This window comes from Ralstonia sp. 25mfcol4.1, from assembly GCF_900104095.1.
Lineage (GTDB): Bacteria > Pseudomonadota > Gammaproteobacteria > Burkholderiales > Burkholderiaceae > Cupriavidus.
Window position 1 is genome coordinate 219916 of record NZ_FNJO01000006.1, and the last position, 14447, is coordinate 234362.

A 14447-nucleotide genomic window follows, 5' to 3' on the forward strand; every position below is an offset into this window, starting at 1 on the left:
GTTGATGAATCAGCGGTTCAGGAAGGCCAGCAGGTCGGCGTTGACCTCGTCGGCACGCGTGACGCACATGCCGTGCGGTGCGCCGGCGTAGACCTTGAGGGTCGCGCCCTTGACGATCCTGGCCGACAGGCGGCCGGCATCGTCGATCGGCACGATCTGGTCGTCGTCGCCATGCAGGATCAGCGTGGGCACGTCGATCTTCTTCAGGTCTTCGGTGTAGTCCACCTCGGAGAACTCCTTCACGCACAGGTATTGGCCCAGCACGCCGCCGGCCATGCCCTGCTGCCAGAAGTTGTCGATGGTGCCCTGCGCCACCTTGGCGCCCGGACGGTTGAAGCCGAAGAACGGCAGCGCCAGGTCCTTGTAGAACTGCGAGCGGTTGTCGGCCACGCCCTGGCGGATGCCGTCGAAGACTTCCATCGGCAGGCCGCCGGGATTGGCCTCGGTCTTGAGCATGATCGGCGGCACGGCGCCGATCAGCACCGCCCCGGCCACGCGCTTCGAGCCATGCCGGCCGATGTAGTGCGCCACTTCGCCTCCGCCGGTGGAATGGCCAACCAGCGTGGCGCCCTGGATGTCGAGGGCGTCGAGCACGGCGGCCAGGTCGTCGGCATAGGTGTCCATGTCGTTGCCGTGCGCGGGCTGGTCCGAGCGGCCGTGGCCGCGACGGTCGTGGGCAATCACGCGAAAGCCGTGCTGCGCCAGGAACAGCATCTGGGCGTCCCAGGCGTCGGCATGCAGCGGCCAGCCGTGCGAGAAGACCACGGGGCGGCCGGTGCCCCAGTCCTTGTAGAAGATGCGGGTGCCGTCCTGGGTGGTGATGTAGCTCATGTCGGTCTTCCTGAGGAGAGAGTGAGGTTTGAGGCTACTGCCGGCGCGGGTCGGACCGTTCCGCGCGATCGGCGCTGCTTTCGCATTTGCACGTCCGGGCGCCGGATGTGTGCAGGCCGTCCGGCGCCGGCTTTCAAGGGGCTTTCAGCGGGCTTTAGGCGGGCTTTAGGCGGGCTTTAGGCGGATGCTGGCAGGGGCTTCCGGGATGTCCGCGCGCCGTGTCGCGGCGGCCCGACGCCTATACGAAGGCATAGTGTTGGCCACCGATGCGGGCCGCTACCATTGCGCCATGAGATTGTTGTGAGGTACCGGCCTTGGCCAAGAAACTGGTTGTCGCCATCATCGACGACGACGATTCCATTCGCGCGGCGACTTCCCGGCTGGTCCGTTCGCTGGGCTGGGAGGCGCGCACTTACGCATCGGCTCAGGTCTTTCTGGAGGCTGGCGGGGCGGCCGAGGCGCATTGCATCCTGTCCGACGTCCAGATGCCCAAGATCAGCGGGCTGGAGATGCTGCGCACCCTGAACGCGCAGGGCAGTCAGGTTCCGGTAATATTCATCACCGCGTTCTGCACCGATGCCATCCGCCGCGAAGCCTCGCGTGCCGGCGCGCAGGCATGTCTGTGCAAACCGGTCGATGGCGCGGCCGTCCAGCGATTCCTGGAAGATGTGGCGTCCGGCGCGCTTGCGCCGCGCCCCGAGACCGCGCCCGGAACGAAAGTGAATCCATGAATACAGCGATCCCGTCCGGAGAAGGGGTGTCGGTGGTCTACGTGGTGGACGACGACGAGTCCATGCGCCGCGCGGTGTCAATGCTGCTGCGCTCGGTCGGCTACCAGGTCGAAACCTTCGCCTCAGCCACGGATTTCCTGGCGGCGCCCAGGCCGGACATCCCCAGCTGCCTGATCCTCGACGTCCGGCTGAAGGGCCAGAGCGGCCTGGCGGTGCAGGAACAGTTCGCGGCCAGCAAGATGCCGATCCCGATCATCTTCATGACGGCCCACGGCGACATCGCCATGTCGGTCAAGGCCATGAAGGCCGGCGCGATGGACTTCCTGGCCAAACCGTTCCGCGACCAGGACATGCTGGACGCGGTCGAAAGCGCCCTGACCCGCGACGCCGCCCGGCGCCAGACGGACACCCGCGACGCCGACCTGCGCCAACGCTACGAAGAACTGACCCCCCGCGAAAAAGAGGTCATGGCCTACGTGGTGCGCGGCCTGCTGAACAAGCAGATTGCCGCCGAACTGACGCTCAGCGAAATCACCATCAAGATCCACCGCGCCCAGGCCATGAAGAAAATGGGCGCCCGCTCGCTGGCCGACTTCGTGCTCAAGGCCGAAGCGCTAGGCATCATCGATTCGACGCGGAACGGGGTGTAGGCAGATGGTCTGCCCGCTGGGCGTTGCCGTTAGAGCAGCATTCGCACCTGTCGAACATCGGTAATCCACGATCTTTCGAGAAAGCTGGCGATCTTTTGCGATGCGCCAGATGGAATGGTTTTCTCTGTTTTGCGAAGACACGAATACGGGTAGCGTGCGGCGCACAGTAACGTGCGTTGCAACGAGATCCCATGTCAGCAAACGAATTTGAGGCCGTGCGTCGCGGCCCGGCAGGGCCTTTGATCGGCCTTTGCGTCTGTTGTCCAGTATTGCGCAGTGTGGTGCGGAGCCTGCGGCGATGAAAGCGACCGCCGTACCCAATAAGCCACTGGTCCCGCTGAAGCCACTCCGCTTCACCTTCCCCCTGCGAAAAAAGGCCACAAAGGACGGCGCGCCAGGCGTCGAGATTACGGACGAGCACGAGTTCCACCGCCTGCTCCGACGTGAGCCGGGCGGCGCCTTTGCAGTCAGCGCCCATGGCATGTGGCACGGCGGCATTCATATCACCGAAGCAGGCGCAGGACAGTTCCTCGACCTGACCGGCGGCGTGCTGGCGATGGCCGACGGCGAAGTCGTGGCGTGGAGACTTGATCGAACCTGTCCGGTTACCGAGCTTCCCGGCAACGGCCAGCAGTCCGCCAGCCAGGCTTGCTACAACACGGGGTTCGCGCTGGTGCGCCACAAGATGGAGTTTCCACGCGGCACCTGGCTGACCTTCTACAGCCTGTACATGCACCTGCAGGATCTGGCTGGCTACGAGAACAAGAAGACGTTGTCCCGCCCGGCCCATTGGTCGCCGGAGTTCAAGGTCACGACGTTCGCCCGGGATCGGCAACGCCCCAGGCCCGGCCTGCGCGCTGCGCCCGCCGAGCAGAAGGGCCTGCGCGTGCGGTCCGCACGGGCCGGCGGCACGGCGCTTGGCATCCTGCCGCAGGGCACACAGTTCAGTATCAGCGAGCGCACTGGCAACTGGGGAAAGATCGCACGCAGCGGCCCGCCGATTCCGCCCCGTGTTGGAGACTTCGTGGCGCCCGATGCTGCGGTCGGCGGCTGGGTATTTCTGGGGCGCGAAAATGGTGGACAGGTGGTCGAGGAATTCATGCCCGACACCGCGCTCGACTGCATAGTCGTTCCTCCAAAACCGATCAGGGTCAAAGCGGGCCAGTTGCTGGGCCACCTCGGCCGGTACGACTCGCTCAATCATTCGGCGCCCACCCGCATGGTTCATATCGAGTTCTTCTGCGGCGAAGACATCAAGACCTTTCTTCAGACGAGCCGAGCCTGGATCCAGGAACACTCGCCGCATCCCGCGCGCTGGAAGGCGTTGGGGTTACCCGGCGAAGCCACGCTGCTGCGTATCGACAGGCGAACAAAGCTCTATAAGGCAGCCCATCAGGAGGGAAAGGACGCTCCGCGCACCGATGTCGTCCAAATGCTGTCGCTAGCGGAACTGGGCCGGCGAAAGGAACACAAGTTCACGGAGACCAGCCCCGGCGCGGACAACCTGAAGCTGAACTGGTGGAAAGTGCACAGCGCCAACATGCTCGGCAACGAAATCAGCGGCTGGGTACGAGAACAGAATTTCGCGGGCGGTCGCGTCACGCGCGAGTATCCGCAGGATTGGGTGGATTTCCAGACCATCGAGGGTGCGCATGACCCCGCCCATACGCTATGCGCCAAATCAAAAGCGTACGTCGACTATGCCTGCGACAAGGACATGCCGGCCACCGCAGCGCTGGACAAACTTAGTCCGCTAATGAAAAGCGTCTATCAGGCAATTTGCCCCGGCAGTAACGGCGAGCGAGCCATCGACGAGCTATGCGTGGCCGCGAAAGACCGATGGCAGTCGCTGCGTGCATCGCGCCTGATTATCCGGCACGAAAGCGAATGGGCCAACGCATCCAAATGGAAATCGCTGACCGCGGAACTCGAAAAGGAGACGGGGGCGAATGCCCAGTACGCAGCCGAGCAACGGCGTATCGAGAAACTGGTGTGGTGGGAGGAGGTCAAGGCAAGACTGCCTGATTTACCCGGTCCGGCGGTGTTTCATATGCATCCGGTGGGGGTGGTGGGGAATTTCTTCGTGGATATGCGTGTGCATGATTTCATTCGGAGAATCGGGGATGTTATCGCGCACGGAGAGGGTAACTATGAGTCTTACAACACCGGCACTATCAACCACAAAGTGGTTCACTCGTTCGTAAATCCGCCCCAAGGCACGATAACCAAGAAATCGATCGACGCCATACTCGAGGCCGCTAAATTACATCCAACAGATACAAACCGAATATTTGCGGCGGGAAAGTATCAGGTGACTAAATCTACCTTGGCCCAAGGCAAGATCGCATTACAGTTGACCGGGGAAGAAGTGTTCGACCATGCGATGCAAGAACGTCTCTTTAGCGAGTTTCTTATTGAAAAGGCGGGCAAGGGAGGGCTCGCGAAATTCGTAAAGCGAGGGATTGGCTCTATCGATGATGCTCAATTTGCTGCATCACAGGAGTGGGCATCCATCGCCGCGCCAAAAGGTCGAACAAGATGGGGCAAGAGTGTCTCTGACGGAAACCAATCCTACTACGATGAGCCGCCGAACTTTGCCAATCCGGAGTCCACAAAAATGTTACGTGAGATATTAGAAGAGATATCAGAGTATTGGAAAGTGTAGGTGCGCATATGAAAAGAAAGCTCCTCATTTTCGTAACCATCGGACTGTTCGGTGTAACCGCGCGAGCCGACTGCGTCATCGATAGTACTCCACCTACTTTGCCTCAGTTCATGCAGCAGGAAAATTACTCATCAGTCCGCGAAAAATTACTTTCGGCGGGGTGGACGCCATATCGAGCTCCTGAAGCGCTGCCCTGTGCGGCCGAAGACGAACGATGCAAAGATCGACCGGAAATGCTCGCCTGTTCCGGAGTTCAATTGGCGCCGTGCGCGTGGCTGTGGCAGAAAAATAAGGTATTTATCGTGGTAGGTACGATTTACGAAGTAGAGGATGAGCGATTTACAGGCGTCGGCGTTTATCACGAGTGCCCGCCATCGGAATAGATTTGGCTATGGCGTTTTGACGAGATCTCGCCATATTGAAGCTAGGAAAAACCTCCGATGAAAAGAAAGCTCATTTCTATATTGGCGATCGTGTTTCAAACGGAAATCTACGCAAAAGTGACATTGAGAAGATTCGAGACGTGCCCCACATCGCGATTGATGAACGATATTCCAGTGTACGCCAAAAACTACTTTCCGCGGGATGGTCACCGTATCGCGCTCCTAATGCGCTTCCATATGAACTCGACGATAAATGCTGCGCGAATCGTCCGGAAGTGCTTGCATGTTCTGGTGTTGGAGTGGGTCCCTGCGCCTGGCTATGGAAGAAAAATGGAATGATACTCATCGTTGATACGCTTGCAGATGTTGGTGATGAACTCTTCGTCGGCATTGGGCAGTACTATGGATGCGCAGATCCCGCCTAGATCGAATCTAACGCTCAGCTTCTTGCATGTTAATGCGGGTGCTGCCTGTACGGTCGAGAAAATCCGCGATTATCCAAAGGTAAGGGTTGGCGAAAAATACTCCAAAGTACGGCAACAACTAATCGCGACCGGCTGGACGCCGTATAAAGCATCCCATGCGCTTCCATGTGAATCGTATGATTTGCGCTGCAAAGACCGCCCAGAGATGATCGCGTGTTCGGGCGTGAGTTAGGGCCCTGTGGTTGGCTGTGGAAAAAAATAGAATGATGCTTGTCGTGAGTACGTTGGCCGATACGGACGACGAAATTTTCCAAAGCATCTCCCAATATCACGGATGCGACTGATCTGGTGAGAACCAATTCGACGGAGGCACATGTAATTGCAGTGAGTCACCGGATTCCGCCTGAATACGGAGGAATCGACGCAGATGTGGAAGAATAATTTCTTGATCGTAGTAATCCTCTTGTCGGTTCCTGCAGTTTCCCAAGCATTTTGCTTTCAAAGCATACACGGTTGGGCGGAAGCTCCGGACGCTCGATCGTTTCCAATCACGTAAAGAAAAGGAAAAACAACCAGTTCTACTGGAATCCAGTGCCCGTCCCCTCCCACCCCCCGCCCAACGCCCGGAACAGCGACACGCTGGCCGCCAACTGCCTCCGGTGCACGGCTTCCAGCGCGCGGGCGTCGGTCAGGGCGGCGGCTTGCACGACGTTGACGTCGAGGTAGGCGGCGGCGCCCTTGCGGTAGCGGTCGATGGCCTGTTGCAGGGCGCGGCGGGACGCGGTGACAGCGGCTTGCTGGCTGGCGGCTTCATGGTCCAGCAGTCGTAGCGCGGCGTAGTTGTCTTCCACGTCCTGTACGGCCTTGAGCACCGTTTCGCGATAGTCGGCGGCGCTGGCGTCGAACTGGGCGCGGGCGCTGTCCACGCCGGCCTGGCGCTTGCCGCCGTCGAATATCGTTGCGGCCAGGGCCGGGCCCACGGCCCAGAAGCGGCTTGGCGCGGTCAGCCAGCCGGCCAGCCCCGAGCTTTCGAGTCCGCCGTTCAGGTTCAGCATCAGCGTCGGGAAGAAGGCCGCGCGGGCCACGCCGATCTGCGCATTGGCGGCGGCGACGCGGCGCTCGGCGGCCGCGATGTCGGGGCGGCGCTGCAGCAGGGTGGCGGGCACGGCGGCCGGGGTGGCGGGCAGGGCGATATCGGCGCTCGCGGTGCCGGCGATGTTCGCGGCGTCGGCGGGGAGTGCCGGCAGCGCAAACGTGCTGGCGGGTTCGCCCACCAGCGTGGCCAGTGCATGCAGCAACTGGGTGCGCGCCAGTTGCAGGTCGGCCAGTTGGGCTCGTGTGCTTTCCACCTGAGCCTGCGCCTGCGCGACATCGCCTTCGGCGGCGATGCCGCCCTTGTAGCGGTTGGTCACCAGTTGCAGCACCGACGCGTATGCGTCCACGGTCTGCTGAAGCAATGCGGCCTCGCGGTCGAGCGACCGGATACCAAAGTAATCGATCGCGGCTTCGGCCTGCAGGCTCAGGCGGACGGCGGCTACGTCGTCGGCGCTGGCCTGCAGCCTCGCTTTCGCGGCATCGACGTTGTTGCCGATGCGCCCGAACAGGTCGGGTTCCCAACTGGCGCCGAGGCCCAGCAGGTGATCGCGCGTTGTTTTTCCAGCCCGCGAGTGCCCGAGTACGTTGGCCGACAGGTGCGTGCTCGTGACGCTGGCCGTGGCGCCGACGGTCGGAAAGTAATCGGCGCGGGCGGCATCTACCTGGGCACGGGCATCGCGCAGCAGGGCCATCGACTTCAGCAGGCTCTGGTTCGATACGTCGATGCGGGCCAGCAGGGCGTCGAGCGTGGCGTCGTTGTACGCGCGCCACCAGTCCGGCGCGATGGCGTCGTCCGGCTGCGCGCCCTGGGCGCCGCCGTCCTGGGCTTCGTGATAGGCCGCCGGCAGCGGCATCGCCGGAACGTGATAGGGCACACTGGCGCAGCCGGCCAGCCATGCGCAGGCCAGTACGATGACGGTGCGGTGGAAGTTGCGATGGAGGGTGCGCTTCATGACCGGTTTCATGGTGAGCGTCATGCCGGATCTCCCTTTGCCGGCGCGGCCACGCGTACTGTCATGCCGGCCACGATGCCGTCGCCGGGGTTCACCACGACGCGGTCGCTGGCTTGCAGTCCGTCCAGCACTTCCACATGGGTGCCGAAGTCGCGGCCCAGCGCCACGTGGCGGATCGTCAGTGTGTTGTCCGGGCCGACCACGGCCACGGTCGGGCCGCCGGCGGGGAACATCAGCGTATTGGCCGGCAGATCGAGGCCGGCGTGTGCGCTGCCCACTTCCAGATGCACCTGTGCGTAGGCGCCCGGCAGGATGCGCCCGTCCTGGCTATCGACATCGAGTTCCACGCGCAGGCTGCGCGTGACGGGATCGATGGCACCGGCCGTGCGCGCCACCGTGGCAGGGTAGCGTTTGTCCGGTGCTTGCGGCAGCGTCAGCCACGCCTGCGTGCCGGGCCCCATTGCCGCGCTGACGTCCTGCGGCACCTGGGCGTAGACGCGCAGCCGCGTGCCGGCCGAGATATGGAACAGTTCGCGACCCTGACCGGGCGCGCTGCCGGCGTCGATCAGTGCCCCGGTATCGACGTTGCGCGCGGTAATCACGCCATCGAACGGCGCGCGGATCTGCGTGTAGCTGGCAAGCTGGGCCAGCCGCGAGGTATTCGAGCGTGCCGCCGCCAGCAGCGCCGCCTTGGCATTCATGTCGGCCACCTTCTGGTCGGTTTCCTGCTGGGCGACGGAGTTCGTCGCCTGCAGGTCCTGCCACCGTTTGGCCGTGGTGCTCGCCAACTGGTAGTTGGCGGCGGCGGTCGCTTCGTCGGCGCGCGCCTGCCGCAACTGGTCGGCCACTTCGGGCGCATCGATTTCCGCCAGCAACTGGCCCGCCTTGACCGGGGTGCCGATATCGGCGTACCAGTGGCGCAGATAACCGTTGACGCGCGCGTGGATGGCGGCGTCCTCGTAGGCGCGGACGTCTGCCGGCAGGGTGATGTCGTGCGCGGCCGCTGCGGCGCGCGGGTGCACCACGCTGACGATGGGCGTCTGCGCGGCCTGCGCGCGCTGCTGCAATACGGCGTGGCCTTGCCAGCGCGGCACGATGCCGGCCGTCAGGGCCAGCGCCACGGCGGCGCCAGCCAGGGCCAGCATGGCCAGCCTGGGGTTGCGGCGCGGCGCGGCGGCCTTGGGATCGAGGTCGGTTCGGGTCATGCCAGGCGCTCCTGAAGGGGCGTGTTGTGATCGGATCGTGCGCGGCGGGCCATCCAGCCATGCAGCACGGCGAAGAAGACAGGCACCAGCACCAGCGTGGCCACGGTGCCGAAGGCCAGGCCACCGATTACGGTGCGGCCCAGCGGGGCGTTCTGCGCGCCGGCGCCGCCCGAGCCCAGCGCCATCGGCACCATGCCGAACAGCATCGCCAGCGCGGTCATGGATACTGGCCGGAAGCGGCTGAAGCCCGCGTCCCAGGCGGCGTCGATGGGGTTCTTGCCTGCCGACAGGCTGTCGCGCGCATGGCTGATCACCAGGATGCTGTTGGCGGTGGCGATGCCCACGCAGATGATGGCGCCGGTCAGCGCGGGCACGCTGATCGTCGTGTCGGTGGCAAACAGCATCCACGCCATGCCCGCCAGCGCCATGGGCAGGGCGCCGACGATAGCCAGCGGATCGAGCCACGACTGGAAGTTCACCACCATCAGCAGATACACCAGCACGATGGCGGCGGCCAGGCCCGTGAGCAGCCCCGTGAACGACGCGTGCATGGTCTGCACCTGGCCGCGCACGACGATGTCCGAGCCCGCCGGCAGTTGCGCGCGGGCCTGGTCGACAATGCGCTGCACATCGCTGGCCACGGCGCCCAGGTCGCGACCGCGCACCGCGCCGAACAGGTCCAGCACGGGCTGCACGTTGTAGTGCGACACCACGCCTTGCTGGCTTCCGCGCGCGATGGTGCCGAACTGGCCGAGTTGCCCGGCGCCGCCTTGTTGCGCGGTATCGGCGCCCAGCCCCAGCGGGATATTCGACAGGCGCTGCAGCGAATCCATCGCGTACTGGGGCACGGACACGGCCAGCGGATAGCTGACGCCATTCTTCGGGTTGAGCCAGAAGTTGGGCGCGGTCTGGCCGCTGCCGGATAGCGCAATCAGCAGGTTCTGCGCCACTTCGCGCTGCGACAGCCCCGCCTGCAGCGCGCGCGTGCGGTCCACGTCGACGGTCAGCGCGGGCTGGTCGGCCGGCTGCTGCAGGTGCAGGTCCGTCAGGCCCGGCACGCCGGCCAGCTTGCGCAGCAACTGGTCCGCCACCTTGCGGTTGCCGGCCAGATCCTTGCCGACGATCTGGATGTCGATCGGGGCGGGCAGGCCGAAGTTGAGGATCTGGCTGACCATGTCGGCCGGCAGGAACGAGAAACTGACCCCCGGAAAATCCTTCTGCAGCGCGGCGTCGAGCTGTTCGATCAGCACGCTGGAGCGGCCTGCGTCGGGCTTCAGCGACACCAGGATCTCGGCATCGCCGGTGCCGATCGGCAGCGACGAGTCGTAGGTCAGGTTGATGCCGCTGACAGGCAGGCCGATGTTGTCGACGATGCCAGCCACGTGCTGCGGCCCTGCCACGCGCCGGATGTCGGCTTCGACCTGATCGGTGATGCGGGCGGTTTCCTCGATACGCGTACCCGTGCGAACGCGCATATGCAGGCGGATCTCGCCGCTATCCACGGCCGGGAAGAAGTCCTGGCCCAGGAACGGCACCAGCGTCATCGACCCCGCACAGGCCAGCGCGAAGATCGTCATGGTCCGGCGCGGCCTGGCCAGCGCGGCGGACAGCATGCGCCCGTAGGCGCCACGCACCCGCTCGAAGCCGGCCTCGAAGCGGCGGTGCGCCGTGCCGAACCAGCCGGCCACGCCCGCCAGGCGCCCCGTTGCACGGGGCACGGCTGTCTGCGCATCCGGCTCGCCGCGCAGCAGGTAGTGCGCCAGCGTGGGGATCAGGGTGCGGGACAGGAAGTACGAAGCCATCATCGCAAATACCACCGCCTCGGCCAGCGGCACGAACAGGTAGCGCGCCACGCCGCTGAGCAGGAACATCGGCAGGAACACGATGCAGATGCACATCGTGGATACCAGCGTGGGCAGCGCGATCTCGCCCGACCCGTCGAGAATAGCCTGCTCCAGCGGCTTGCCCGTTTCGCGGTGGTGGGCAATGTTTTCGATGGCCACGGTGGCGTCGTCCACCAGCACGCCCACCGCCAGCGCCAGGCCGCCCAGCGTCATGATGTTCAGCGTCTGCCCCAGCGCGGCCAGCCCGATGAGGGCGGCCAGCACCGACAGCGGGATGGTGATGGCGATGATCAGCGTGGCGCGCCAGCTTCCCAGGAACAGCAGGATCATCATGGCCGTCAGGCAGGCGGCCACCAGCGCTTCGTGCAGCACGCCGTCGATGGCCGAGGTGACGAACACGGACTGGTCCGACAGCGGCTGCACCTGCAGCGACTTGGGCAGGCCGGACAGGATATGCGGCAGCAGGGCGCGGATCTGCGCCACCACGGTCAGCGTGGACGCACTGCCGGTCTTCTCGATTTCCAGCAGCGCGGCGCGCTTGCCGTCATGGCGCACCACGTTGGTCTGCGGCGCATAGCCGTCGTGCACCTGCGCCACATCGCGCACATAGACCGTGCCGTCCGGGCCGCTGCGTACCGGCAGGTCGTTCAGCGCCGCCACGGTCTGGGTACTGCCGTTGAGGTCCACGCGGTATTCCAGCGCGCCGATCTTGGCCGTGCCGCCGGGCAGCACCAGGTTCTGGGCGTTGATGGCGTTGACCACGTCCAGCGGCGCCAGTCCGCGCGCCTGCAGCGCCGGCACGTTCAGGTCCACCATCACCTGGCGAACCTTGCCGCCGTAGGGTAGCGGCACCGACGCCCCCTGCACCGTGGCCAGTTGCGTGCGGATAAAGCTGTTGCCCAGGTCGTACAGTTCCTGCTCGGGCAGCGTGTCGCTGCCCAGCGCCAGGCGCAGGATCGGCACCGTCGACGCGTTGTAGCTCAGCACCAGCGGCGGCGTGGCGCCCGGCGGCATCTGCTTGAGGATCGATTGCGCGCCCGCCGTCGCTTGCGAAATCGCACGGTTGATATCGGCGCCGGGGTGGAAGAAGACCTTGATCACGGCCACGCCCGGCAGCGACTGCGACTCGATGTGCTCGATGTTGTCGACGTCGGTGGTCAGCGACCGCTCGTAGCCGGTGACGATGCGCTGGGCCATGTCCTGGGCGGACAGGCCGTTGTAGCTCCACACCACGCTCACCACCGGGATGTCGATCGACGGGAAGATGTCGGTCGGCATGCGCAGGATGGCCACCACGCCGCCCAGCAACAGCAGGATGGCGAGCACGATGAAGGTATAGGGGCGGCGCAGGGCGAGCCTGACAATCCACATGCTTTCTCTCCCGGCGCCCCGGGGGCGCGCCAATCGTAAGGAATGGAGCCGATTCTAGAAACCGCCCGCCCTGTGAATTCCGGTCAAAACGATTACAGTCTTGTCATCCAAACCGGCGGCGCCGCTCGCTACCATCCTGCTGGCAATGCGGCGGATTGGCGCCGCCGATGGTTGAGGACTGGACCGATGAAGATCCTGGTGGTCGAAGACGAACCGAAAACGGGCGAATACCTGCGCAAGGGGCTGGCCGAGTCGTCCTTTGTGGTGGATCTGGCGCGCACTGGCGCCGATGGCCTGCACCACGCGATGGAGGACGACTACGACCTGATCATCCTCGACGTGATGCTGCCCGGCATGAATGGCTGGGACGTGCTGCGCCGGCTGCGCGAAAGCAAGGACACGCCCGTGCTGTTCCTGACGGCGCGCGACGAGGTGGAAGACCGCGTGCGCGGCCTGGAGCTGGGCGGCGACGACTACCTGGCCAAGCCCTTCGCGTTCGTGGAACTGCTGGCGCGCGTGCGCACGCTGCTGCGGCGCGGGCCGGTGCGCGAGGCCGACCGCATCGAGGTGGCAGACCTGGAAATCGACCTGATCCGGCATCGCGTGATGCGCGCGGGCCAGCGCATCGACCTGACGCCGCGCGAATTTGCGCTGCTGCATTTCCTGGCACGCCGCAGCGGCGAGGTGCTGAGCCGCACGCAGATCGCATCGCACGTCTGGGACATGAATTTCGACAGCGACACGAACGTGGTGGATGTGGCCATCCGGCGCCTGCGTGCCAAGATGGACGACCATTTCGCGCCCAAGCTCGTCCACAGCGTGCGCGGCATCGGCTACGTGCTGGAACTGCGCGCGTCGTGACGGTGCGCCGGCATACCCGCCTGCTGCCCCGCTCGCTGACCGCGCGCCTGGCGGTGGCATTCGCGCTGATCGCCGGCTGCGCCTTCGCGGGTGTCGGCGTGTACCTGTACCGGGCGCTGGCCACGCAGATCATCGAGCGCGACGATTCGGAACTGCTGCGCAAGGCCGTTCGCGCACGCGCCAAGCTGGCCGAACTGCCGGCCGCCGACGTCCAGGCCGGACGCTGGCAGGAGATTCGCGGCATTGTCGCGGGCAACGAGGAATTCGGCCTGCGGCTGCTGGCGGCGGATGGCGTGCTGCTGACGCAGGCGGGCGCCCAGCCGGGCAACATGCCGGCAATGGCCGCCATTGACGCCGATACGCCGCCATCGGCAGCGGCCATCCAGTCATGGGAGACGCCTGCCGCGATACCGGCGCGGGGTCTGGCGATGCAGGCGCGCGTGGGCACCGGCGCGGACGCGCGGACGGTGCGGGCGGAGATCCACCAGGTGGCAGCCTCGCGCGTGGTGCTGCTGCGCGACTACCGGCTGAAGCTGTGCATCGCCGTGTGCCTTGGGGCGCTGGGCGCCGGCTTGCTGGGCTACGCGGCGTTGCATGCCGGCATGGCGCCGCTGCGACGGATTGCGGCTGGCACGGCGTCGGTGACGTTTGCCAGCGGCGTGCTGCCGGTCGATCCGTCGCGGCTGCCGGCGGAACTGGATGAACTGGCCAGCGCGCTGCAGCGCATGATCGACCGTCTGCGCGAACGCTACGAGCGCCTGTCGCAGTTCTCGGCCGACCTGGCCCATGATTTCCGCACCCCGATCGGCAACCTGCTGGGCCAGACCCAGGTGGCACTGTCGAGCGAGCGGTCGGTGGAGGAATACCAGGCGCTGCTGGCGTCCAACGTCGAGGAATACGAGCGGCTGTCGCGCATGATCGAGAACATGCTGTTCCTGGCGCGCGCCGACAATGCGCGGGTGGCCATGCACCGGGCGGAACTCGACCTGAAGACCGAACTGGCCCGTCAGGCCGACTATTTCGAGCTGCTGGCCGATGCGCATGGCATCGCCATCCAGGTGGACGCGCAAGGCACGCTCTATGCCGATGCCACGCTGTTCCGGCGCGCGCTGGGCAACCTGCTGTCGAACGCCGTGCATCACTCGCCCGAATCGGCGGTGATTGCGCTCCGGAGCCGGCAGGAAGCCGGCACGGTGGTGATCGAAGTGGCCAACCACGGGCCCGGCATCGCGCCCGAGCACCTGCCGCGCTTGTTCGACAGGTTCTTCCGCGGCGACCCCGCCCGCGCCAATTCCGGCGAATCGTCGGGCATCGGGCTGGCCATCGTGAAGACCATCATGGAGCTGCACCAGGGCGTGGTGCAGGTGGAATCCGTGCCCGACGGCCTGACGACGTTCCGGCTCGTGTTCCCTGGCCGCTGAGAAGGTGATCCC

The 14447-nt window shown here is 65.1% G+C and carries 11 protein-coding genes; 7 read left to right on the forward strand and 4 right to left on the reverse strand.

What is annotated here, in order from left to right; translation table 11 throughout:
• Positions 1-9: 9 nt before the first annotated feature.
• Complete coding sequence (locus tag BLQ58_RS13165) at positions 10-831, reverse strand: alpha/beta fold hydrolase (RefSeq protein WP_092598594.1); 822 nt, start codon at positions 829-831, stop codon at positions 10-12.
• Positions 832-1145: 314 nt separating this feature from the next.
• On the opposite strand from BLQ58_RS13165, the gene BLQ58_RS13170 reads away from it, so the two are divergent.
• The 5 genes from BLQ58_RS13170 (at position 1146) to BLQ58_RS13185 (ending at position 5685) form a co-directional block, all read left to right on the forward strand.
• Positions 1146-1562 (forward strand): response regulator transcription factor, encoded by a 417-nt coding sequence (locus BLQ58_RS13170; protein WP_092598597.1) that lies wholly within the window; start codon positions 1146-1148, stop codon positions 1560-1562.
• Positions 1559-2212: a response regulator transcription factor gene (locus BLQ58_RS13175; RefSeq protein WP_092598600.1), complete on the forward strand. Its 654-nt coding sequence runs from the start codon at positions 1559-1561 to the stop codon at positions 2210-2212. The genes BLQ58_RS13170 and BLQ58_RS13175 overlap by 4 nt, the downstream gene beginning before the upstream one ends.
• 298 nt (positions 2213-2510) lie before the next feature.
• On the forward strand, positions 2511-4877 hold the full coding sequence (locus tag BLQ58_RS13180; protein WP_092598603.1) for a hypothetical protein: 2367 nt from the start codon (positions 2511-2513) through the stop codon (positions 4875-4877).
• Positions 4878-4885: 8 nt separating this feature from the next.
• Positions 4886-5260 carry a hypothetical protein gene (locus tag BLQ58_RS28795; protein ID WP_139186105.1) on the forward strand — a complete coding sequence of 125 codons (375 nt, stop codon included), beginning with the start codon at positions 4886-4888 and terminating at the stop codon, positions 5258-5260.
• 35 nt (positions 5261-5295) lie between these two features.
• Positions 5296-5685, forward strand: a complete 390-nt coding sequence (locus BLQ58_RS13185; protein ID WP_139186106.1) for a hypothetical protein — start codon at positions 5296-5298, stop codon at positions 5683-5685.
• Positions 5686-6263: 578 nt separating this feature from the next.
• Here BLQ58_RS13185 and BLQ58_RS13190 read toward each other — a convergent pair.
• Genes BLQ58_RS13190 through BLQ58_RS13200 form a run of 3 tightly spaced genes read right to left on the reverse strand, consistent with a single transcriptional unit; the run spans position 6264 to position 12153 of the window.
• On the reverse strand, positions 6264-7733 hold the full coding sequence (locus BLQ58_RS13190) for an efflux transporter outer membrane subunit (protein WP_049815956.1): 1470 nt from the start codon (positions 7731-7733) through the stop codon (positions 6264-6266).
• 20 nt (positions 7734-7753) lie between these two features.
• Positions 7754-8938, reverse strand: a complete 1185-nt coding sequence (locus tag BLQ58_RS13195) for an efflux RND transporter periplasmic adaptor subunit (protein ID WP_029051472.1) — start codon at positions 8936-8938, stop codon at positions 7754-7756.
• Positions 8935-12153 carry an efflux RND transporter permease subunit gene (locus BLQ58_RS13200; protein ID WP_029051471.1) on the reverse strand — a complete coding sequence of 1073 codons (3219 nt, stop codon included), beginning with the start codon at positions 12151-12153 and terminating at the stop codon, positions 8935-8937. The genes BLQ58_RS13195 and BLQ58_RS13200 overlap by 4 nt, the downstream gene beginning before the upstream one ends.
• Before the next feature lie 186 nt (positions 12154-12339).
• On the opposite strand from BLQ58_RS13200, the gene BLQ58_RS13205 reads away from it, so the two are divergent.
• Positions 12340-13014 carry a heavy metal response regulator transcription factor gene (locus tag BLQ58_RS13205; RefSeq protein WP_029051470.1) on the forward strand — a complete coding sequence of 225 codons (675 nt, stop codon included), beginning with the start codon at positions 12340-12342 and terminating at the stop codon, positions 13012-13014.
• Positions 13011-14435, forward strand: a complete 1425-nt coding sequence (locus tag BLQ58_RS13210) for a heavy metal sensor histidine kinase (protein ID WP_254775927.1) — start codon at positions 13011-13013, stop codon at positions 14433-14435. The genes BLQ58_RS13205 and BLQ58_RS13210 overlap by 4 nt, the downstream gene beginning before the upstream one ends.
• The last annotated feature ends 12 nt before the right edge of the window (positions 14436-14447 follow it).